The organism is Ruminiclostridium cellobioparum DSM 1351 = ATCC 15832 (assembly GCF_000621505.1).
In the GTDB taxonomy this organism is placed as follows: domain Bacteria; phylum Bacillota; class Clostridia; order Acetivibrionales; family DSM-1351; genus Ruminiclostridium; species Ruminiclostridium cellobioparum.
Map to the genome: position 1 here is coordinate 26820 of NZ_JHYD01000023.1, position 22536 is coordinate 49355.

Here is a 22536-nt window from a genome sequence, read left to right on the forward strand (position 1 = left end):
GCAATATGCCGTCGTCCATCACTCACGTCCGGTAATTGTATTGAAAAAGGCCTGTTTTTCTGCCTCATCCTTAAACTGGCCGAAGTAATCGGCAACTTCAACAGCAAAATCCACAAAGGATATACCCTTGGAGGTAATAACACTGCCGTCCCGGACCACTCTCGCATTGACAAAATTACCCCTGGGGAAGGGATCTTCTTCCTTAAACTGTGCCCTTCTCATTTCATTCCATTCCACTATGGACGTAGTATATTTGACCTTATCAAGTATACCTGCCTTTGCCAGAAAACGCGGGCCTGCGCAGATTGCAGCCAGAAGTTTTCCGCTGTTGTAAAATCCCCTGATCAATTCAAGCATTTCCTCTCTTACCACAGGATTCCAGCCTCCCGGTATGATGAAGCCTTCATAGTCTTCAACCTTTGCCCCGGCCACTGTAACCGAAGGTAAAAATACCATGCCTCCCTTGCTTTTCACGGGTTCCATATGGTAAGCACACGGAACTATCTCCTTTGAGAGTTCATGTCCTAACAGGTGGGTTGCATATATGACTTCAAAATCAGCCATATCATTATACATAAACACTAATATTTTGCCCATGGTCCATCTCACTCCATTCTTCATTTTATTGATTTCTATCCTCTTCACCGGACACCTGCAATACAACTGTTGATTTGCTGAGTTCATTGCCCCGGTTCTATTTTGTTTGTATTTCAAGTAAATCCAGGTAACCCACAGCTTCCTGCCGTGAGCCTCCGCACATTTCCACCGAAGGTCTCAGGCTGGAGCAAACAGCAGGCCTTTCCGGTTTTCCAAAGAGCTTGCACCTATAATTATCGTCAAGCTGTATACATTTTACACCGGCAGGTTTTCCGTGAGGCATCCCCGGAATCGGAGATGAAATTGACGGTGATATACAGCAGGCTCCGCAGCCATCTCTGCAGTCCATATTCCGGCGGCACCTCCTTCTTCTCAATGGCCATGGCATTGCAGCTTCTATGCAGCTAAAACATTATTCATGTTATTGGTTGTTGTCCGGCTACCATTCACTGTAAGGCTTTCTCACCAGATGAGAGTTCCCGTATTTCCTGTCAAAAGTAACTTCTTCACCCAGCCAATCAGGTCTTTCAAAAAACTGTTCCTCAGATTTCAATTCTATTTCGGCTACAACAAGTCCTTTATTTACTCCGAGGAATTCGTCAATAACCCACTCATTTCCCCCATATACTGCAAAATGACGTATCTTCTCTATCAGCGGCCTTATACAAAGGTTGTCAAGTATCATATCCGCTTCGTCCGCCGGAATTTCATATTCAAATTCATCCCTTGTAAAGGACTGGGCCTTCCCTTTTACAGTTATAAAACCCTTATTGTCATAAGTCCTTATCCGCACCGTTCTGCCGCTCTCTACAGACAAATAACCCTGTTTGAACAATACCGGCTTTGCATGTATTTTGTAATCATCATTTTTAACCAGAAATTTCCGTTCTATTTCTACCGGCATTTATGTTTCTCCTTTTTGGAATCAATCAATTAATTCTCAATGATATAATTATAGCTCAGTGCAAAATGTTTTTCTATTAGCAAATATAACGAAAGAATAATTGTTGGCATTTAAAAGGCAAATGCTTGTTTTTCCGGACGATGAAAAGCCGCACATCACACTGGATATGCGGCATAAAAACATAAATTTTAAACTCCCCTTAATTGTCTATCCCTTTAATCCGGTAGTTACAATTCCTTCTACAAAATATCTCTGGGCAAACATATAAATTATCAGAATTGGAATGAGACAGAACACCGAAGCCGCCATGAGCAGATCAAACCTGGTAGTGTGTTCTCCTCTGAAAGCACTCAGTCCCAGCTGGATAGTAAATTTGCTCGTTGAATTTATGTATACCAGCGGGTATAAAAAGTCATTGTAATAGCTCTGGAACGTAAAGACTGTAATTGTTGCTATAATAGGCTTTGACAGTGGAACAAAAATATTGGCCCACGCTCTTAACCTCCCGCAGCCGTCAATGGTAGCCGAATCCTCCAGATCCTGCGGTATGGTCATAAAAAACTGTCTTCCAAGAAATACCGGCAGTCCGTATCCGAATAACATCGGAATTATAATAGGCCAGAGCGAATCCTGAAAACCAAGGTTTTTGAAGAATATAAACCTTGGTATCAGGACAACCGAGTCAGGTATCATCAAAGATAAAAGAAACAAAGCGAACAAAAAATCCCTGCCCCAGAATTTTATGCGTGCAAATGAGTACGCAGCAAGAGTTGCACTCAATACGGTAAAAAATGTTCCGGGAATTACTATTGTAAATGTATTTATGAACATACGTGTAAAACTGAGACCATATGCATTCCATGCCTTGACATAATTATCAAATCTCCATTCGGAGGGAAAAATTGCAGGCGGGAATGTCATTATCTCGGTTCTCGATTTGAAGGAACACAAAATCATCCATATCAAAGGAATCAGATCAAATAAAACAAATAAAACAAGTATAATATATGCTATTACCAATACTGCCTTCTTTTTATTTCTACTCCTTGTATTAACTGCATTATCCACAAAAAGCCACCCTCTCCGCTACAGATAGTCAATTAGGTTTCATACTGAACTTTACTGCCTAAAACATACTTCTGCAGCACTGTTACAATCATTATAATAATAGCCATGATTATTGCTATTGCGCTTGCATATCCCATTTCATTATGGGTAAATGCTTTTGTATACAAATAATAAACCAGCGTGTTGGTGGAATTTCCCGGGCCTCCTCTTGTCATTGTAAAAATTTCGGTAAATACCTGAAACGCATTTATTATTGCATATACCACCACAAAATAAATGGCAGGCATTATTAAAGGAAGCTTTATAAACCAGATTTTCTGATATGACTTGATACCATCCAACTCCGAAGCCTCATAAACCGATCTGGGCACAGCCTGCAGTCCCGCTAATAAAACAACCATGTTATAGCCTGCCATTTTCCACACACTCATTAATGCAATGCTGAAAATGGCCAGATTAGGATTGGTAAGCCAGCCCACAGGTCCTATTCCAAATAAGGATAGTCCATAATTTATCAAACCGAATTCGGTATTATAAAGCCAGGTAAACAGCAGTGCAATTACAATAAGCGGGCATACAACAGGAAGGTAAAAGATGGCTCTGAATGCATTGACGCCTTTTATCGGCAGCTCGGCTATTAACGCAAGTCCGAAAGATATTATCAAGGACAGCGGGACATATATTACAACCCATTTTAATGTATTTTTCAGGCTTATGAGAAATACTTCATCGCTGATGAGTTTTGTATAATTGTCAAAGCCTATGAATTTGGCATCGGATAAAATATTCCAATCCGTAAAACTGTAAAATATAGAACAAACAAGCGGATATAAGGTAAAAACAAATAGTCCGATCAGAGCAGGTGCTGCAAACGCATATCCATCAATATTCCGTTTCAGAACCGTCTTTTTGCTAGCTTTCATATTGCCACCTCTTTAGATGACAATATAAGAAGGAAAACCTCCTTCTTATATTGTCTATAAAATTTAAATTATTCTACTTAAACAATTCAGTATTTGCTTTTTTGTCTATATTGGCAGCTGCCTGTTCCATTGTCTGACTGCCGTTGAAAGCATTGTCCAGTTCAGGAGTTATAATATCCTGGAATTTTGTGTATAAACCCGTTGCTGCTGCATTGTATTGAGTCTCTGTTTCTATGTATGAAGCCGTTGCCTTAAACGGTGCTGCATCAGGAGGAGTAGTAACTATCTTTTCATTATCAAGCATTTTCTTATAAGGAGGCATTGACAATCCTCCGGCCATTGTTATTCCAAGACCTTCCTCACTCAGAAAATATCTGATAAGGCCAATGGCCGCATCCTTGTTCCCACTCTTTTCACCCATAGCCAGAGTACCTGAAATAACAGGATTTATACGAGTCGTACCCTTTGGCATTTCAATTGCCGTCCATTCAAAATCAGCATCATTTCTGCAGGTTGGGACAAACCATCTGCCCGAAGGATACATGGCAATTTTACCCGTCAGGAATAATTGGTCCGAACCCTGTCCGATTGACGACAGTGCCGAAGGTGACGGTGCCGTCTTGTTTTTGATGATATCATACATGACGTTCATACCTTTTAAGACCGACGGATCACTGAAGTTTGACTTTCCGTCCTTGAACCATTGTCCCCCGTATGATGAAGCGAAAGTCATCCAGAATGCCCAGTAGTTGTCTGCTTCAGCCCCATACTGAACAATCTTGCCATTCTCGGTTACAGTAAGTTTCTTTGCCAGATCCACATATTGCTCCATGGTCCAATCACTGGTCGGTATCTCAATATTAGCCTTTTTAAAAAGATCAACGTTCACATACATATTTATTGCTGCCCAATCCTTGGGAATAGTATATGTTTTACCGTCAACCTGCCCATACTTCAAAAGTCCGTCAACCAAATCGGCCGTCAGTTCAGGGTATTTTTGAATATATGGATCCAGAACGGCACAAGCTCCTGATTTAACATACTCAGGTACTTTGGATTGAAGCAGCCAGAATACATCCGGTGTCGAATTCCCGGCTACCATGGTGGAAAGCTTGGTATAATAGTCATTTGGGGTAAACATATAGTTTACTTTAACTTTTGGATTCTTGGCCTGGAAATTCTCCAGTACTTTCTCATAAAGCAATCTTTCGTCTTCCTCGCCCCAGCTCATGAAACTGATTTTACCGCTAAGTTCCTGAGCCGTCCCGGCATCGGATGACGCACTTTGCGATTGACCTGCAGATGCATCCCCTGTGCCTGATGCAGCCGATACACCTGCTTTGTCATCCGAACCACAGCCTGCAATAACAAAAGAAAACATACACAGAGTTGCAAGTAATAATGCCAAATACCTTTTCATGGTAATCCCCCTTTAATTTTTATTTAGGCCTGATTAAATAATAACTTCCCCACTTTAAGACCCAGCTTTATTATTTAATCCTACCTTAATTGCCGCTGTTTAAAGCGGCAAAGAAAACCAAAACAAATGCTTCTGTTATATTTTTTTATTATTCTATGGAAAAGTATGTGGTATATATCTCATCCTTAACATTATACAGAGGTATAAATTTCACATTTACATCCTGATTTACGGTGTAAAACGAAACATCCTCCCACGCATTCTTATTGCACCCAATCAGAAGGTCTTCAGCAGACAGGCCTTTTTTGTACAATGTTCTTGCCTCGGCTGTAAGGCCTGCAAGAACAACCGGTCCGTACATGAATGCCACAAGGTTCGGGTTATCATCAGCAGGGCAGACCCATAGCTTTTTTATAAATTCAAGCTGGACTATGTTGTCATGCCATGTTTGTTCAATTGTTATAAAACCGTTTTTGACCTCTAAATCCTTCAGCCTGTGTCCGTCCACTTTCACACTGAAGTTATCACCGGCCCACCATGGTATTCTGAATGTCAACGGTAATTTTACAGGCTGCCCGGTCTTTATGCTGATGTGTATATTGCTGTTGTCAGGCAGCTTCCACGTTTCTTTCCCTTTTAAATAATTCTGCTCTATTCCAACACTGGTTCCATTTTTGTCATATACCAGCTTTGAAGGAATATACTGTGCAAAGACAAGTTCTTCTCCGTTTTTATATATACTTAAATCTGTATAAAGAGTGTGTGCCTGCAAAAGAGTTCCGTGACAGCACCAAAAATCATGAGTGGGTGAACCCCATTTCTTTTTTGCACCGCATTGAAGCGGCAGATAGTATATTACCATGCCGGTCTCAATATTTTGCTGTGCAAATAGCCCATTATATATATTTCTCTCGATATAATCCAGATATTTGACTTCCTTCGACCATCTGTAAAGAAAATCCGCAAGCCTTATCATATTGTATACGACACAGTGCTCCTGGTTTGTCTCGCTGAGCATAGTGCTCTGCACCCCGGGCTGGGTCCATACTTCGGCGGTTGTCTGGCCTCCCGTGCAGAAGTATCCCAGATCCTCCACCGTTTGTTTCCAGTATGCTTCTACGATTTTTCTGTATCTTTCGATTCCGGTCACTTCATAAATCCGGGCTGCACCGTGTATTTCAACAATAGTTGTATTGGCATGTTTTCCGCTTACGGTCTCTATCCCGTTCAATAAATTTTCAAAAAGCCTTGGTCTGTCATAACGTTTGATCAATTCCAGATATTTATCATTCTTTGTTATTCCATACAGGTCTGCCCATACCTCAAGCATTGCACCGGTTTCAACATCAAGAATGTCATCCATTTGTTCCCTGGTAAAATTACCGCTCCAATCAAAAAACCAGTCGGCCCAGGTGTCCGCAATTTTCAATGAAGTCTCGTCGCCTGCATACCTGTACATATCCACTAAACCCATTAATGTTTTATGGACCGTATATTGAGGTGCCCAGACCTTCTTTTTTCTTACAACCCATTCCATATATTGTTCAGGAATGGAACCGGCCCATATCCCGCCATTTTCCTGCTGGCATACGGCAAGCTGTTTTACTATATTAACAGCTTTTCCCCGGACTTCTTCATCACCGGTCTGTTTATATACCCTGGCGGCTGCCGAAAGCCAGTGTCCCAGGAAGTGTCCCCTCAACTGACAGCACGGGGACTCCCAGCCCCAATGGATATCGGGTACGGTATTTTTATCAGTCTCAATGATTCTGCCAAAAATACCTGCCTGCATATAATAGTTTTGCAAGAGTTTCTCATTTTTCAGGCTCATAAGATAGGCTTTATTGATATCAAATCTTTCTGTGAAAACGCTGGGTGTCAATTCCATCTGCTTTGCGCCGAGATATTCTGGCATTGGAAATACCCTCCTTGAATAGCGAGATTTGTGTAAGACATGTCTAAATTTCAAAATCATTATATCATCATGAAATTCTTTTTATCAGTAGTAAAAAAGTTAGAATAGGTGGCTAAAACCTACTTTTATATGGGAACATTGAGATCAGCAGGATTTTAAGTTATAAGACAACATTAGTATAACCATATAATTTTAATTCCATGGAAAGATACACTTTTTTACTTATGGAAGTAAATAATGGTTTATGATATACTAAATTTATGTTTACATATGCTTAGTTTTGAAATTAATTATAGGTGGTGAACTTTGTGAAATTTGTAAAGTTTGACATAAGTACTCCTCTCTCCTATATTTCAAGTGGCAGATTCATATCTAAAGGAGAATGGTGTCATGCTAAACGCAATATTGACAGCTTTGTCATAATATATGGAATTGAGGGAACAGCATATATTCAGCAGGCTCAAGAGTGTTTTGAAATTTCTCCGGGCAGTACGCTGCTCCTTATGCCGCAAACCGTACATGAGGGCTATAAGGTTTCAGAAGAAGTTGTCTCTTATTATTGGTGTCATTTCTACTCCCAAACTCCCTATGAGATATTGGATGAAAAAGATCTTTCAAATGAGTTTTCACTGATGAGATTTAACAATTTTGATCAGCAAGTTGTACTGTTGCCATTATTCCAAGCATTTGAATCAATCGAAATAATTCATATTTTATTCAGACAATTGATCCACTCCCAAAGCTTTAACCGCCATACAAAATATCAAACCAATTTGTTTCTGACCTCATTGGCCCTTGAAATTACAGAGCTGACTATTTTAAACTACTATAAATCAAATATGGGCAATGACATTAACAGCAGTGTTTTTAATTCGGTTTTGGAATGGATACGTATAAATATAAAAAAATCAATTCATATATCCGATATTGCAGATAAATATAATTATAATGTGGATTACTTTAACCGGATATTCAAACAAAAGACCGGAATGAGCCTATTGAGATACATTAATGACAGAAAGTTGTCAAAAGCCAAAGAAATGCTGGTAAATACCAATTACAGCATTAAGGAAATCTCCTATCACCTGGGATTTGATGACGAGAAATATTTTATGAAGTTATTCAAAAAACATGAACATCTGACTCCAACGCAGTATAGAAATGCATTTTATTACACACATTTAAACAACCACTGATGCAGGATTATAAAGAAAAGCCCGAAATATATCGGGCTTTTCTTTATCCTAATAATTTTTTTACAATCTGGTTAACCAATTTACCGTCGGCTTTGCCTCTGGTTTCAGGCATAACAGCCTGCATTACCTTTCCGATATCCTTAGCGGAAGTGGCACCGGTTGAAGATACCGCATTTCTGACAATATTCTCAATCTCAGCTTCACTCAACTGCTGTGGTAAATATTTTCTCAATACTTCAATTTCAGCCTTTAGATTATCTATAAGATCGTCCCTGCCGCTTTTCTCAAAGTCAGGCAAGGTATCCATTCTCTTCTTTACTTCCTTAGCAATAATCTCAACTATACCATCATCGTCAAGGGTGACCTTTGTATCCTTTTCAACCTGAAGCACTGCCGACCTTGCCATCTGAACAGCGGTTTTTTTAACACTATCGCCATCCTTCATGGCATCTTTTAAATCCTGTAGAAGCAAATCTTTTAGTGACATGATAAATATCTCCTATTTACTATAAGCTACTACTGTCACAATATTATTTGAATTTTCTTTTCCTTGCAGCTTCAGATTTCTTTTTTCTCTTAACACTTGGCTTCTCGTAATGTTCTCTCTTTCTAACCTCGGCCAAAACACCTGATTTAGCACAAGATCTCTTAAACCTTTTGAGAGCACTATCTAAAGACTCATTCTCTTTAACTCTTACTTCAGACACACAACTTCCCTCCCTCCGATGGTAACAATTGTGCCGGGAATAAGCCGTAGTATTTATATAAATACTATAGGGAATCAAGCTAAATACAGCACACAGTATATTATATAATATTTTTCAAAAAAGTGTCAACATTTATTTATATAAGCACATAACTTACAGTATTTTGCTGCCCATGGGTTTACCGCCCACAAGGTGATAGTGGAGGTGGAAAACCGTCTGGCCTGCATGGGTTCCGCAGTTGTTTATAAGCCGGTAGCCGGTCTCCGCCACACCTAATTGTTTTGCTATTTCATTTGCTGCAAGATGTATATCTTTCATTATTCCAACATTCTCAACTGTTAATTCATTATGGGAAGCTATATGCTCCTTGGGTACTATGAGAACGTGAACAGGTGCCTCCGGATTGATATCATGAAAAGCATATACCCTGTCGTTTTCATAAACCGGTTTGGATGGAATCTCTCTGTTGATTATTTTACAAAAAATACAATCGCTCATAATAAAGCTCCTTTCCATATTACTTCTTCCATATTACTTTATTTGTGCCTCAATAACAGGAATTGCAGCCTTCAGCGCATCATTTATCTTTGATGCATCCTTTCCGCCGGCCTGTGCCATGTCAGGACGACCGCCCCCTCCGCCGCCTGCAAGTTTTGCAACTTCCTTGATGATATTTCCCGAATGAACGCCTTTTGCCAGAACATCCCTTGTAGCAGTCACTATAAAACTGACCTTGTCTCCATAGCTTGAGCCCAATACGACAACGCCGGATTCCAGCTTGTTTTTAAGCATATCCCCTGTATTTCTGAGCCCGTCTATATCAAGAGTATCGAAGCGTGCGGTAATTACTTTAACGCCCTTGACTTCAACAGCTTTTGAAATAACTTCATCGGCCTCGCCGCTCACCAGCCTGTTGCGAAGCTGCTCAATTTCCTTTTCAGCATTCTTAAGTTCCTGTCCGAGAGCTTCAACCTTTTTCAGACTGTCCTGGGGGGAAGCCTTCAAGGCCTGTGAAACCTCGTTTAACAGGTTTTCCTTCTCGGCATAGTATCTGATGGCGGCTTCACCGGTAAGGGCTTCCAATCTCCTCACACCGGCTGCTACACCGCTTTCTCCCAATATCTTTACCAGCCCTGCCTGCGCTGTGTTCTTCAAATGAGTGCCGCCGCAGAATTCTATGCTGTAATCCTCAACCTTTACAACTCTGACGGTGTCTCCGTATTTCTCTCCGAACAGAGCCATGGCTCCAAGCTTCTTTGCTTCTTCTATGGGCATTTCCCTGACGTTTACCTCCATACTTTCAAGTATGGCCCGGTTTGTCATATCTTCAACCCTTTTGAGTTCCTCCGCCGTCATAGCCGAGAAATGGCTGAAGTCAAATCTGAGCTTGTTTGGTTCTACAAGTGAACCCGCCTGGTGAACGTGATCGCCAAGCACTGTTCTCAGCGCCTTGTGCAATAAATGTGTAGTTGTGTGGTTTCTGCAGATCGCCATTCTTCTATTCACATCTATCTGTGCGGTGACCTGATTGCCTGTTTCTATCAAACCGCTTTCTACAACACCGGTATGCAGATATTTTCCGTCGGCAGTCTTTGTACAGTCACTGATCTTAACCCTGCCGTTACCGGAGGTTATTGTACCGGTGTCTCCCACCTGTCCGCCGCTTTCGGCATAGAAGGAGGTTTTATCCAGTATTACTGTAACCTCATCCCCCTCCTGGGCCGTTTCTGCAATCTCACCGTCTTTTACAATGTAGAGGATCTTTGCATCGGCAGAGGTGGTTTCATACCCGGTAAAGGCAGTTTTGAGGCTTTTGTCCAGCTTGTCGAATACGCTGTCGGCCCAGGCAGAGGTATCCTTGCTGTTATGGGCATCCCTTGCCTTTTTCTTCTGGGCGTCCATCTCCTTTTTAAAGCCGTCCTCATCTGTTCCAAGACCGTTTTCCTCTGCAATTTCCCTGGTGAGATCCAATGGGAAACCATAGGTATCATGCAGTTTGAATACCATTTCTCCCGGAAGGACCGCCTGTTTCTTTTCCTTGATTTCAGAAATAAATTCATTCAGAATAACTATCCCCTGGTCAACAGTAGCCTCAAAGCGCTCTTCTTCAATTCTTATAACCTTTTTGATGTATTCGGCCTTTTCAGCAAGTTCAGGATATGCTTCCCTGGATTCGTTTATCACTACCATCGCAACGTCGTACAGGAAAGGCTTGTTTATTCCAAGAAGTCTTCCGTGTCTTGCCGCTCTTCTGAGCAGTCTTCTTAAAACATAGCCCCTGCCTTCATTTGAAGGGAGAACTCCGTCACATACCATCATTGTGGTGCTTCTGATGTGGTCGGTTATTACACGGATTGATACATCCGTGTTTTCGAATTTTTTATATTCAACGCCTGCTATACTGCATATATAATTCAAAATATTAAGCACAGTGTCAACCTCAAAGAGGTTGTCTACGCCCTGGGATATACAGGCAAGTCTTTCCAGGCCCATGCCGGTATCTATGTTTGGATGTGCAAGTCTGGTATAGTTACCCTGCTCGTCTTTGTTGAACTGGGTGAACACATTGTTCCAGAATTCAACATAGCGGTCACATTCACAGCCCACCTTGCAATCGGGGCTTCCGCAGCCCTTTTCGGGGCCTCTGTCAAAATATATTTCCGAGCATGGGCCGCATGGACCTATGCCGTGTTCCCAGAAGTTATCCTTCTTTCCCATTCTGACAATTCTCTCGGGAGGGAGTCCTATATCCTTGTTCCATATTTCAAAGGCTTCATCATCATCTTCATATATTGTCACCCAGAGCTTGTCGACCGGCATTTTCAGATCCTGGGTACAGAATTCCCAGGCCCATGGAATAGCTTCTTTTTTAAAATAATCTCCAAAGGAGAAATTCCCAAGCATTTCAAAATAAGTTCCATGACGCGCTGTTTTTCCGACATTCTCTATATCAGGAGTTCTGATACACTTCTGACAGGTTGTCACCCTTTTCCTGGGCGGTTCCTCCTGACCTGTAAAGTAAGGCTTCAGCGGAGCCATTCCCGAATTGATAAGTAAAAGGCTAGGGTCATTTTTAGGCACCAGCGGTGCACTTGCCATTCTCAAATGACCTTTGCTTTCAAAAAAGCTGAGATAACGTTCTCTGAGCTCGTTTAATCCTAACTTCTGCATCTAATCCTCCATCCCGCTGCAATGCAGCGACACAATAGTAATGAAAGTAATGAAAACCTGCTTGCAGATTTTTTATGCGTGAACTTTCAGCTATAACAATAAAAAACTCCCATCCCAAAGTCAATTGACTTTTACAAGGGACGAGAGATATTCTCACGCGGTACCACCCTAATTCCCCTGAACGGGGCTCTTAGAACAAACGTTAACGCCGTTTTCACGTCCTGTCCTTTTAACGACAGGCAGCTCCGGAACTGCTTCACCATATACCCTGCAGGAGCTTCCACCAAGCGCTCCCTCTCTGTGACAGCAAACATAAGGCTACTTCTTTCCATCAATGCCATTTACACAAAAATTATATACAAACCTGCAATGGCATGTCAAGAGGTTGCTGCAAAACTAAAACAATTTGAAATACTATGAATTATTCCGGTCTATGAACTCAACCAGCTGCAGAGGATCTGAAAACAGGACCTGTGAACCGCATTCCTCCAGTTCCTCTCTTTCCCTGAAGCCCCATAATGCGCCTGCCGCACACATTCCTGCATTCCGTGCAGATATCATGTCTCCCCCCGAATCTCCAAGATAAATGGCTTCGGCCGGTGTAATTCCCATATGTTCCGCCGCTTCAAGAAGAGCTGCCGGATCAGGTTTTCTCGGTACTCCCTCCCGTTCGCCGAAAATAACTTCAAAATAGCCTTTTCCAAGGACCTTTTCAATAATCTCGTTTGTGGGTCTGTGAGGCTTATTTGAACAGACAGCCATTTTTATGCCTGCAGCCCTGAGCTTTCCCAACATTTCAGGAATGTTGCCATATGGTTTTGTTTTATTAACATAATTATTGTTGTAGATAATTCTGTAATCAGCCAGGATGCTGTCAGCAATTTCTTCCCCTGTACCTGCCGGAACAGCTTTTTTTATCAGCTGTTTCACCCCATTGCCTACAAATTTTTTATAGGCAGCAGTGGGATGGCTGGCAAAACCATGTTTTGCCAGTGCTTCATTTGCACTGTCTGCCAGATCTTCAAGGGAATCGATCAATGTACCGTCCAGATCAAATATTACTGCTCTATATTTCATGATAACCTCCATAAGTCAATACTCCGATTAAAATCCGCCTTTTTATAAAGTATATAATTCCTGGCGGGAATCGTCAATTTTGCCGTATGCCCGCCGGGAATCATATTATTGGCTATTCTGTGCAGGAGGCCTCATTGCGCTCCAAATACAAAAGAATTCACTAATATAAATCGTATCTCTCCATGAATTTTACAATCATTACGGCCGCTTCCGCTCTTGTGGCTATTCCCCCTGGATCAAAGCTGCCATCCTCTCTGCCGCCTATAATACCTTCTCCAGCCATAGCAGAGACGGCTGTCCTCGCCCAATTACTTATGGAAGCATGGTCAACAAAGTTTGTTTTTCCCTCTCCAGTCACCTCCAGGCCCTTTACCCTGGCAAGATTGTACAGCATCACAGCCATCTGCTCTCTCGTAACAGGACTGCCCGTGCCGAATTCATCAGAGCTGATTCCGTTTACTATACCCGCTTTGCTGGCCCAGCCCACGTAGCCGGAATACCAGGTATCACTCCTGACATCCTTAAAAACATCTGTCTCTATTCCCTCAGCACCGGCCAGCTTTCCGAGTACAGTAACAAACATCGCTCTTGTCATGGTATTATCTGGAGCAAATTCGTGCTGTCCCACACCTGCAAAAAGCTTTTTCTCAACAGCCTTTCCAATGTAATTGGCAGCCCAGTGATTACTGACATCGGAAAATAATTTGGCTGCTGTTTCGCCATATGAAATATCCGGAGCTTTTTCCGTTTCTTTTTTGACTTCGGAGGACTTTTCCTTTTCATCAGCATTATTTTGACTCGAAGACGGTGAAGAACTGCTTCCGGATGAGGATGAACCACCGCCGGATGAAGGACCTCCGGTTGAGGGTGAATCTCCCCCTGACGGAGCTTTTATCAACCTGTCCTTGAATATAAGACCCTGCTCTGAAGAATACGCCCAATCACGCAAGATTACTTCAGTTGCAATTTTTGTGCCAAGCTCAGCTAAAACAGCGTTGGCCCTGCCTATGAGGCTGCTGTCGCTTTTATTGGCGTTAAGCAGGTTTGCAAAGGCAGTGCTCTTAATCTCTGACAAAGTCCTGCCCTCAAGAGCTATAACCGTTCCTTTTCCATAATTGGTCCCGGGTACAACAGTTCCAACACCTTTTGCAGGAGAAACAGCGGTGGCTCCGCTTATCTGGCGGGAATCCGTGCTATAATATGCATTCTCAACATAGCCTATACCTGAAACCCTGCCTGAAAAGCCTCCGATATCAACCGTTGTATTTTCTGATGTAAGGTTTACATTTGCATAATTATTTACGGATACTGCGGCATTCAATCCTGCGATTCCGCCAATCTCTATTCGTGCTCCGTTTCCAGTGCCTTTTATACTGCCAAGAGCGTAGTTATTGACAACAGCCGCCCTGTTTGGAAGGCCTGCAAGTCCCCCGGCATAGCAATAACCGTCCCTGCTCTGTCCGATTATTGCCACATCGGTGTAGCAGTTTGCTATTGTGCCGCGGTTGATAGCCCCAATCAATCCTCCGCTGTCATTTTGCTTGGCCGAGTAGCTGTTTATCCTTCCCGTGGCATAGCAAAAATCAATATACCCGTTGTCTCCTGCGTTTTCTATGACATATCCAGCCAGGAGCCCGGCATATGCTATGGAATCTCCCAAATACTTCTGATAAACAGACGCATTCTCAATTCCTAAATTTTTGATTTTTGCCCCTTCGAGATTGGCAAAAAGCCCCACCGATTTGCAATATGTCTCCGGTTCTGCTTCAGAACCTATGGTCATGTTGCCGACGACTTTATTATTTCCGTCAAGGGTTCCCCTGAACCCGTAAGCTCCTGGGCCCCCAACCGGCAGCCAGTTGATTCCCGCCAGTGAGATATCACTTCCAAGCTTAATAAAGCTGCCTTCGTAATGCTCATCGGCATTTACCGATTCCGCAAACGCTTTGAGCTGATTTGCAGTATTAATCACAAAAGGATTGTTCTTTGTCCCGTCTCCCCATGCAAATATGGAAGGATCAACCTTTCCATAGCCTGTCAGGTCATGATTTGCCGCTTTCTGCGCCGCGGCGGCTATAGCACTCTTTAATGCCTTTACAATTTCACTGTCCTCGTTTGCTTTTGCGTAGTTTTGACTTGAAAGGACAGCCTTAATCACTTCCGAAGCAGCATTTTCAAGTGCAGCTCCCTCGCTGTGATCTTTAATGTTGATGGACGTTATATAATTATTTTTTACGGTTATAACCACATAGATATATTTTCCACTGGGTCCCGCCGCCCTGCCGTAATAGGTTCCATCTGCAATATAAGGCTTTTCAGGCTCAAATTCCGGAGTCATATCCTTATAGGTTATACTTACCTGCGGGCCAACAGGCATGACAAGGCCGTCAGCCAGCTCCCAGGCTCTGAGTCTCATAAAGCCCGGCAACCCCATGGCATTCTGTTCCCCCGTGTTTGAGCTCTCACCCTTCACAATATCCAAAGGGAAAGCGTTGTGGTTTGAATTTAAAAGTTCGGCAAAAGTCATACTTTTAAGTTCTGCCTGACTTTTGGCCTGGATGCCCACATGGTATGTGCCGTCATAGGGCCCACCCTCGTCATTTACGCCTGCACTGACCATAAAACCCACATCTATGACCGGATTGCTTATTGTACCGTTGCTGTTCTGCACAGCTTCCGAATTATAGTATGATATAAACTGCCGGGCTATTCCCGTGGACCAACCCGCTATCGAGCCTACATATTGTGAAAAGGAATCGGCCTTCATATTTCCGGCAGCGTAACAGTTTGCCATTTTGCCCCCATTGACACCGATAAATGAAGACACCGCCGGCATTCCTTCGTTTCCGTTATCCCTGCTTGCCTTTCCGCCCGTATCACCAAGTGCAAAGCAATTTGCAACCACGCTTCTGTTTGTCATACCTATAAAGGCTCCTGCCTCGGAAAGACCGCCTACGGCTGCACAATAAACCCCGGCATTTGTCCAGGAGTTTATGACACCGCCTCTTACAGTCTGTCCTATGAGCCCGCCTGCCCATGTATTGGCTTTCTGGTTGGTAGTTTCACCATATACATAGCCCTCTGCATGACAGCTGTCAATATAGCCCTTGTCTGCAAGACCTGCAAGCAGCCCTGCGTATGAACTTCCGCCACCTTTTACAGCAACTGTTGCTGCTTCAATACCAAGGTTTCTCACAACACCATTTTCACCTATTACACCAAACAGTCCATAAAAGGTTGTCATTTTATTTGTGTCGCCGCTGTCCGTTTTTGCTTCTTCATACGGACTGCCCTTGGCTCCTATGAACATTCCTCTGACCGTATGACCCTTTCCGTCAAATATACCCTGAAAGTCATAATGACCAAGGCCAATACATATCCATTGTTCGCTTGATACATCTATATCCCCGTCCAGTGCAATATATATTCCCGAATAGGTTATGTCATCCGAGAGTGATTTTGCAAATTCTCTAAACTGTTCCTCGGTTTTTATTATATACGGACTTTCCTCTGTTCCGTTTCCGCTTTCAAAGATACCGGTATCAATGGTATCATCAACAAAAGTCCTGCCTGAAAGTACAGCACCTCCGCTGCCGGGCTCCCATGCATAAAGGCCTCCTACCGTGCTGACTGCACCAGTCAGGTTCCCCATATTGGGCTTGTTTGCCCCCTCAATGGCAGCTGCCGCATTTGCTATTGACGCCCTTTTCAGCCCGTTGTTCAGCTCTTCGGCAAAGTCTGCCGTACTCATATCTCCACTGCCAACCGCAGCAACATTATTTTCAATGTAACCGGTAATAGTTGAAGTTGCCGTCATAAACGCCCTGGAATTTTGATCACTGTAATAAGCATTTATTATTGCCGTATTGGGTGTGACCATCCCGCTGATTCCGCCGGCCAGGCACTTTGCAGGATCAGCACTTTCAGAGCTGACCAGCCCGCGGCTGTGAACATTATAAGCCGAGCCTCCATGGGATCCCAAAATCCCGCCTGCAACGCTGAGTGATGTGCTTAGTGTACGCGCAGATACATTTCCTGCTGTCCCCGCATTCATAATCACACATTTGTTTCCGGAGACACCGGCAATACCGCCTGCATAAGCCGCAGCACCTGCAGCTTCAGCACTGACATCAACATCGGTATGGCAGTTTGCAACAGTGCACTCCATTCCAAGAGAGCCAACAACTCCACCGGCCCAGCTCATTTTAGACGCTCCGCCTGTATAAGCCGAAACCGTCCCGTCAATCCTGCAATTGTCGATTACCACACCATTTGCCGTTCGGCCTGCAATGGCACCGGCATAGATTGCATCACCGGCAGCAACTGAAATACCGACCTCTGTGAGCTCAACTTCGGAAATTCTGGCCCCGGTACCCAGATACCCAAAAAGACCCAGGTACTGTCCGGTTCCGCTGCTTATTGCAAGACCCTCCACATTATTGCCCGCTCCGCTGAAATCCCCTGAAAAAGCCGTATTCTCAGCAATTCCGATAGGCGTCCATTCCTGGCCCTTGAGAGAGATATCGGCGGTAAGCCTTATGTACTTGCCTTGATAATCAAATCCTTCATTTACCTTTCCGGCAAATCTTTTAAGCTGTTCAGCATTCTCTATGCGGAATGGATCGCTTTGTGATCCGGTTCCGCCGGCAAAAATCCGGGTATCGGTTATCAAAGCCTTTGACAAAGCATCATTCACAGCCGCCTTGATCCCTTCACTGCTTCCGGTTGCTCCGCTGATGCAATCAACATCTGTGGAATTTGCTCCTATAATGCCGGCTATAACAGCCAGAGCCTGTTCCCACCTGGATGGGGTCTCATCTTGCGAAACCACCTCTATTTTTGTAATAACATTATCAGCTATTGTAACCTCTACGGTAACCTCACTTTTATAGCCGCTGCCGGTTCCCTGATATGTGCCGTCGGCATATTCTCCCGACAGTCCTATGCTGCGGACCTGTACCGGACCTGACTCCGAATCATAGGATTCCCCTATGAAAATTGCTCCGGAGGTTGTTGCAGCAGGCCGCAGATTCTCATCCCCACCCTCGGTATCCATATCAAATTGCAGTTCAGCAGCCCTCTTAACCTCATTACTGCTGTCCTGTAAAGCTAAAACGCTTCCCGTACCTGTATCAACCTCCTGCGAATATACCGGTGCAAGGGCCGAGGCCGCAACAGCCAATGCTGTTACAAATCCGGAAAGCCTCCTTAATTGCTTTTTTAAATTAGTAAACTTCAAAATATGTTTCTCCCCTTTCCATACAGTTAGCATATGCTAACTGTAATATTAGCATAGTTTTGAAAATTATGTCAATCTATTTTATTTTAATATTTTGCCTGAATATATGCATGCGAATATGAACATGCTAATTTTAATTGATTCATTTGTCATATTTATGTATAATAACTTACAAATAACAGCTTTTTATTTATGGTTAAATTTGTCTAATATGGATTAGATACGTAATTAATCAGTTAACTAAATTTATGGCAAGGGAATAAATTTATAATATCCCTGAGAGACTTCCCAAGTTTCTTATACACACTGAGAGTTCTGGTTTTATATGGGATATTTGATTTATCCCATGTCGGAAATGGAGATAAAAATGAATGTGATAGAAGGCGGAGTTACAGCTCCAAAAGGTTATACAGCTGCCGGCGTGGCTTGTGGAATCAAAAAGAACAACAGCAAGGATCTGGCTATTGTCTGTTCGGAAGACAATGCAGTGGCTTCGGGAGTATTTACCACAAATGTTGTAAAGGGTCATTCCCTTCAGGTATCAATGGAGCATATAAAGAATGGCATCGCCAGAGCTATTGTTATTAACAGCGGCAATGCAAATGCCTGTGTCGGTGAGACCGGATACAAGGATGCAAAGGAAATTACTGCCCTGACTGCCGAGTTATTGCACTGCGAACCGGAGGATATCCTGGTAAATTCAACAGGAGTCATAGGTTCAAAATTGAACATGCCTTCGGTCAGATCAGGTATCAGATCGGCGGTTAACGTCCTCAGCAAGGACGGCAATACCGATGCTCAGGAAGCAATTATGACGACAGACCTGTTAAAAAAAGAAGTGGCCGTCGAAATTGAAATACAGGGTGAAACCGTTCGTATCGGCGGAATGGCCAAAGGCTCCGGAATGATTCACCCAAATATGGCAACCATGATCGGTATTATCACCACCGATGCCAATATATCCAGAAGCCTGCTGGACAAGGCCTTAAAGACCTGTGTAAAGTCAACCTTCAACAGGGTTTCGGTCGATGGTGATACAAGTGTCTGCGATTCTGTTTTCGTTCTTGCCAACGGGTTTGCAGATAATGATGCAATTGTCAAGGACGATTATGAATATTCAAAATTTGTAGATGCTCTCATGTTCGTCTGCACCTACCTTGCAAGGCTGATGGCCAAAGACGGTGAAGGCGCGACCAAGCTGGTTGAGATAATAGTTGACGGAGCTGCCGATGAAGCTGATGCCTACAAAGCTGTTAGTGCAGTTGCAAAATCTCCGTTGGTCAAGACAGCGATTTTCGGTGAAGATGCAAACTGGGGCAGAATAATAACTGCAGCAGGCTATTCAGGTGCCTCTTTCGACCCGAATCTCACTGACATTCAAATCGGTAATATTTTGGTATGCAGAAACGGTACAGCCGTGGATTTTGACGAAGCAGCCGCAAAGCAGGTTCTGAAGCAAAGGGAAATTACTATTAAAATCAATCTGAAAAAAGGCAAGGTTTCGGACAGAATGTGGACCTGTGATTTCTCATATGACTACGTTAAAATCAACGGAAGTTACAGAAGTTAACAGTAAAGTTTATTATACTACAAAATACAGCAAAAATAATTGCCGAAATTTTGTAATACTGATATAATGTATTTTAAATAGTAGTTTTTTACTGAGGGGGTATTTGCTGATGTCAACACAATTGGTTTTGTTTAAGGTTAATAACGAAATACTTGCTATTAGTATCAACCATGTAAATATCATCGAAAAGGTTAGCGATATTTATAAAGTACCTGATACACCTGTTTATATTGAAGGTTTGATTAACCTCAGAGGTAAAGTTCATACAGTCTTCAATCTCAGAAAAAAATTCGGATATCAGCCCATTGATTTTGACGAAAATACCCGTATCATTATTTTAAATCACCAGTCAATGGTCGGCCTGCTTGTTGATGAAGTAAGTGAAATATTCAGCGCCGAGGACTCGGATATAAAACCTGCTCCCGAACTTATTTCCGGTCTCTCGGGCAAATTCTTCAGCGGAGTTGTTGAGAGAGAAGGTAAGATAGTACTTATACTTGACCTGGATAAGCTTTTAGAAAAATAATTGATCATATTAAAAAACGCAACGTTTCCCTTAGGAAACGAGGCGTTTTTTGTTGTGCAAAAAGCAGATCAGGTAAGGAATTTGTTATTTTATTTTTTCCTTTATGGCATCATAGCTATCAAGAGGAACATATCCGACTTCTTCTGATAATGTAGCAGCATTATCAATGTAATATTCTACGAATGCCCTTACCTGCGGCTGATCCATCTTTGCCTTGTTTATATATATGAATAGGGGTCTTGAAAGCGGACTGTAGCTCTTGTCCTTGATTGATACTGCTGTTGGTTCTATCGGTCCTTTTCCGTCGTCAATTTTTAATACCTTTAATTTATCCTGGTTTTCTTCATAGTATGCAAATCCGAAATAACCCATTGCATCCTTATCTCCGGCAATACCCTGTACAAGTACGTTGTCGTCTTCGCTCGGAGTGTAATCTGTTCTTGATTCCTTGGCTTTTTTATTAATTTGTTCGGTAAAGAATTCAAATGTACCGGAATCTGTTCCAGGGCCATATAGCTTAAGCGGTTCTGCAGGCCATGCGGGATTTACATCCTTCCAGGTCTTAACCTGGCTGTCTTTTGCCCAGATTTTGTTAAGTTCTGCGGTAGTAATTGAGTCCACCCAGTTATTATCCTTGTTGACCACTACCGATATGCCGTCATAAGCTACTTCCAATTCAACATAATCTATACCTTTCGCTTTTGCCTGATCTATCTCTTCCTGCTTTATGGGTCTTGAAGCATCGCATATATCTATTTCACCTGCAACGAACTTCTTCATGCCTCCGCCGGTTCCTGACATTGCCACTGAAACCTCAACACCTGGCTGTTCATTTTTAAATTCTTCCGCAACCGCCATTGTTATTGGATAAACCGTACTGGAACCGTCAATTACTATCTGTCCGCCGAGTTTTTCAGCTGTACTTGCTGCCGAAGTATTGTCAGCATTGCTTGCAGAGCTCTCTGCGTCATTTGTGCCGCTTCCACATCCTGCAACAGTTGCCGTCAATGCCAAACCTAATGCTAAAGCTGTTATTCTTTTCATTAATACGGAATTTCTCATTTTGAAACCTCCACTGGTAATCATTTTTTATTGTTCCTAAGTAAGCAGATTTTTATTATTTTTTAAACTGCTTTCTATTTACTACAATTTCATTATATTAGCGTTTTTTAAAGAGAGTATTTTGTTTTGGTTAACTATTGTTAATTACACATTAAGAAAGCTTAACAATAGGGACACAAAAAAAGGTACTGCAGCTGCTACATCCGGCAGTTTGCAGTACCTTTCCAATAAGTTTCTTCAGTTTTCAGCAGGTTTAACTTATTTGTTAACTTCCTTGTCAGTTATTTTATTCAATTGATCTCTGATATTTGTTTCTTAATACAATTGTTATTGCGTTAGTTGTAAGTAATATTGCCAAAAGTACGATTATTCCTGCTGCCGCCAGATCCTTGAAATCCTCTTTAGGAAGCCCCATCCAATAGTATATCTGGAGCGGCAGAGCCGTGAAAACCGAAAAAACGTTATCAGGAAGCTTTGAAACATAAGTTGCTGCTCCAACCATCAATAAGGGAGCACTTTCACCCAGGGCTCTTGAAACCGACAGTATGACACCTGTAAATATACCGGGCAGTGCCGAAGGTATGACTATCTTTCTTATGGTCTGCCACTTTGTAGCTCCAAGAGCATAGGAACCATGCCGTAAATATTGAGGTACAGCCTTAATTGCCTCCTGAGAGGACACAATGACTATGGGAAGTACAACAAGTGACATGGTAAGCGCACCCGACAATATACTCTTGCCAAGACCCAAAGTTCTCACAAACACTGCCAGGCCAAGCAAACCATAGACAATTGACGGAGTTCCCGAAAGGTTTGAAATGTTTATTTTAATAAATTTTGTCATCCTGTTGTTTTTTGCATATTCTTCAAGATATATGGCTGTACCCAAACCAACCGGAACAGCAAAAGCTATTGTCAGCAGTATGATATTTATACTCCCCACAATACCCGGAAGGATTCCCGCCTTGTTTGGAAATCTTGAAGGGAAGTTTGTAAAAAAGGTTCTGGTCAGAAAAGGTACTCCTCTCTTGATAATGTCAATTAAAAGTATTGCCAGAATAACAATCCCGATCAAAGTAATGCAAAATATTACACCATGAAAGATGGAGTTTTTCAGTTTTCTATATTTAACATAATTCATGTGACGCCTCCAGATCTAAC

18 protein-coding genes and 1 other annotated feature are annotated in these 22536 nt (G+C 42.5%); of the genes, 3 read left to right on the plus strand and 15 right to left on the minus strand.

Translation table 11 applies throughout. The features are described 5' to 3' along the window. Window positions 1–18: 18 nt before the first annotated feature. The 7 genes from T344_RS0108840 to T344_RS0108870 all read right to left on the minus strand — a co-directional run bounded on the left by T344_RS0108840 (window position 19) and on the right by T344_RS0108870 (window position 6827). Complete coding sequence (locus T344_RS0108840) at window positions 19–645, minus strand: DJ-1/PfpI family protein (protein WP_242842045.1); 627 nt, start codon at window positions 643–645, stop codon at window positions 19–21. 49 nt (window positions 646–694) lie between these two features. Beyond that, the gene (locus T344_RS0108845) at window positions 695–946 is read right to left on the minus strand and encodes a YkgJ family cysteine cluster protein (RefSeq protein ID WP_084331163.1); all 252 of its coding nucleotides are present in this window, start codon (window positions 944–946) and stop codon (window positions 695–697) included. 90 nt (window positions 947–1036) lie between these two features. Continuing rightward, the gene (locus T344_RS0108850) at window positions 1037–1501 is read right to left on the minus strand and encodes a CYTH domain-containing protein (RefSeq protein WP_004626867.1); all 465 of its coding nucleotides are present in this window, start codon (window positions 1499–1501) and stop codon (window positions 1037–1039) included. Window positions 1502–1708: 207 nt separating this feature from the next. Beyond that, window positions 1709–2569 carry a carbohydrate ABC transporter permease gene (locus T344_RS0108855; protein ID WP_004626866.1) on the minus strand — a complete coding sequence of 287 codons (861 nt, stop codon included), beginning with the start codon at window positions 2567–2569 and terminating at the stop codon, window positions 1709–1711. A 32-nt stretch (window positions 2570–2601) separates the two neighbouring features. Continuing rightward, complete coding sequence (locus tag T344_RS27890) at window positions 2602–3492, minus strand: carbohydrate ABC transporter permease (RefSeq protein ID WP_004626978.1); 891 nt, start codon at window positions 3490–3492, stop codon at window positions 2602–2604. 73 nt (window positions 3493–3565) lie between these two features. Next, complete coding sequence (locus T344_RS0108865; RefSeq protein WP_027628405.1) at window positions 3566–4912, minus strand: ABC transporter substrate-binding protein; 1347 nt, start codon at window positions 4910–4912, stop codon at window positions 3566–3568. A gap of 148 nt (window positions 4913–5060) precedes the next feature. Further along, the gene (locus tag T344_RS0108870) at window positions 5061–6827 is read right to left on the minus strand and encodes a beta-L-arabinofuranosidase domain-containing protein (RefSeq protein WP_027628406.1); all 1767 of its coding nucleotides are present in this window, start codon (window positions 6825–6827) and stop codon (window positions 5061–5063) included. 308 nt (window positions 6828–7135) lie between these two features. Between T344_RS0108870 and T344_RS0108875 the strand changes: the two genes are divergently transcribed. Beyond that, window positions 7136–8023 (plus strand): AraC family transcriptional regulator, encoded by an 888-nt coding sequence (locus T344_RS0108875; RefSeq protein ID WP_004626881.1) that lies wholly within the window; start codon window positions 7136–7138, stop codon window positions 8021–8023. Window positions 8024–8066: 43 nt separating this feature from the next. Here the strand turns inward: T344_RS0108875 and T344_RS0108880 are convergent, their stop codons facing one another. The 6 genes from T344_RS0108880 to T344_RS0108905 form a co-directional block, all read right to left on the minus strand. Continuing rightward, the gene (locus T344_RS0108880) at window positions 8067–8510 is read right to left on the minus strand and encodes a GatB/YqeY domain-containing protein (protein WP_027628407.1); all 444 of its coding nucleotides are present in this window, start codon (window positions 8508–8510) and stop codon (window positions 8067–8069) included. Window positions 8511–8553: 43 nt separating this feature from the next. Beyond that, the gene (gene rpsU, locus T344_RS0108885) at window positions 8554–8730 is read right to left on the minus strand and encodes a 30S ribosomal protein S21 (RefSeq protein ID WP_004622093.1); all 177 of its coding nucleotides are present in this window, start codon (window positions 8728–8730) and stop codon (window positions 8554–8556) included. 153 nt (window positions 8731–8883) lie between these two features. Next, the gene (locus T344_RS0108890; RefSeq protein WP_004622895.1) at window positions 8884–9228 is read right to left on the minus strand and encodes a histidine triad nucleotide-binding protein; all 345 of its coding nucleotides are present in this window, start codon (window positions 9226–9228) and stop codon (window positions 8884–8886) included. A gap of 33 nt (window positions 9229–9261) precedes the next feature. Then, on the minus strand, window positions 9262–11901 hold the full coding sequence (gene alaS / locus T344_RS0108895; RefSeq protein WP_027628408.1) for an alanine--tRNA ligase: 2640 nt from the start codon (window positions 11899–11901) through the stop codon (window positions 9262–9264). A gap of 133 nt (window positions 11902–12034) precedes the next feature. Further along, window positions 12035–12245 (minus strand) — a binding site (T-box leader). A 70-nt stretch (window positions 12246–12315) separates the two neighbouring features. Further along, on the minus strand, window positions 12316–12978 hold the full coding sequence (locus tag T344_RS0108900; protein WP_027628409.1) for an HAD family hydrolase: 663 nt from the start codon (window positions 12976–12978) through the stop codon (window positions 12316–12318). A gap of 160 nt (window positions 12979–13138) precedes the next feature. Then, entirely contained in the window at window positions 13139–18217 is a 5079-nt protein-coding gene (locus tag T344_RS0108905) for an S-layer homology domain-containing protein (protein WP_027628410.1), read from the minus strand. 367 nt (window positions 18218–18584) lie between these two features. On the opposite strand from T344_RS0108905, the gene argJ reads away from it, so the two are divergent. Further along, the gene (gene argJ, locus T344_RS0108910; RefSeq protein ID WP_034860926.1) at window positions 18585–19787 is read left to right on the plus strand and encodes a bifunctional glutamate N-acetyltransferase/amino-acid acetyltransferase ArgJ; all 1203 of its coding nucleotides are present in this window, start codon (window positions 18585–18587) and stop codon (window positions 19785–19787) included. A gap of 109 nt (window positions 19788–19896) precedes the next feature. Then, window positions 19897–20313, plus strand: coding sequence for a chemotaxis protein CheW (locus tag T344_RS0108915; RefSeq protein WP_027628412.1), 417 nt, complete (start codon window positions 19897–19899; stop codon window positions 20311–20313). Window positions 20314–20397: 84 nt separating this feature from the next. Here the strand turns inward: T344_RS0108915 and T344_RS0108920 are convergent, their stop codons facing one another. Together T344_RS0108920 and pstA are read right to left on the minus strand one after the other, a co-directional pair. Then, window positions 20398–21375, minus strand: coding sequence for a PstS family phosphate ABC transporter substrate-binding protein (locus T344_RS0108920; protein ID WP_027628413.1), 978 nt, complete (start codon window positions 21373–21375; stop codon window positions 20398–20400). Between the two features lie 286 nt (window positions 21376–21661). Beyond that, window positions 21662–22516 carry a phosphate ABC transporter permease PstA gene (gene pstA / locus T344_RS0108925; RefSeq protein WP_027628414.1) on the minus strand — a complete coding sequence of 285 codons (855 nt, stop codon included), beginning with the start codon at window positions 22514–22516 and terminating at the stop codon, window positions 21662–21664. Between the last annotated feature and the right edge of the window lie 20 nt (window positions 22517–22536).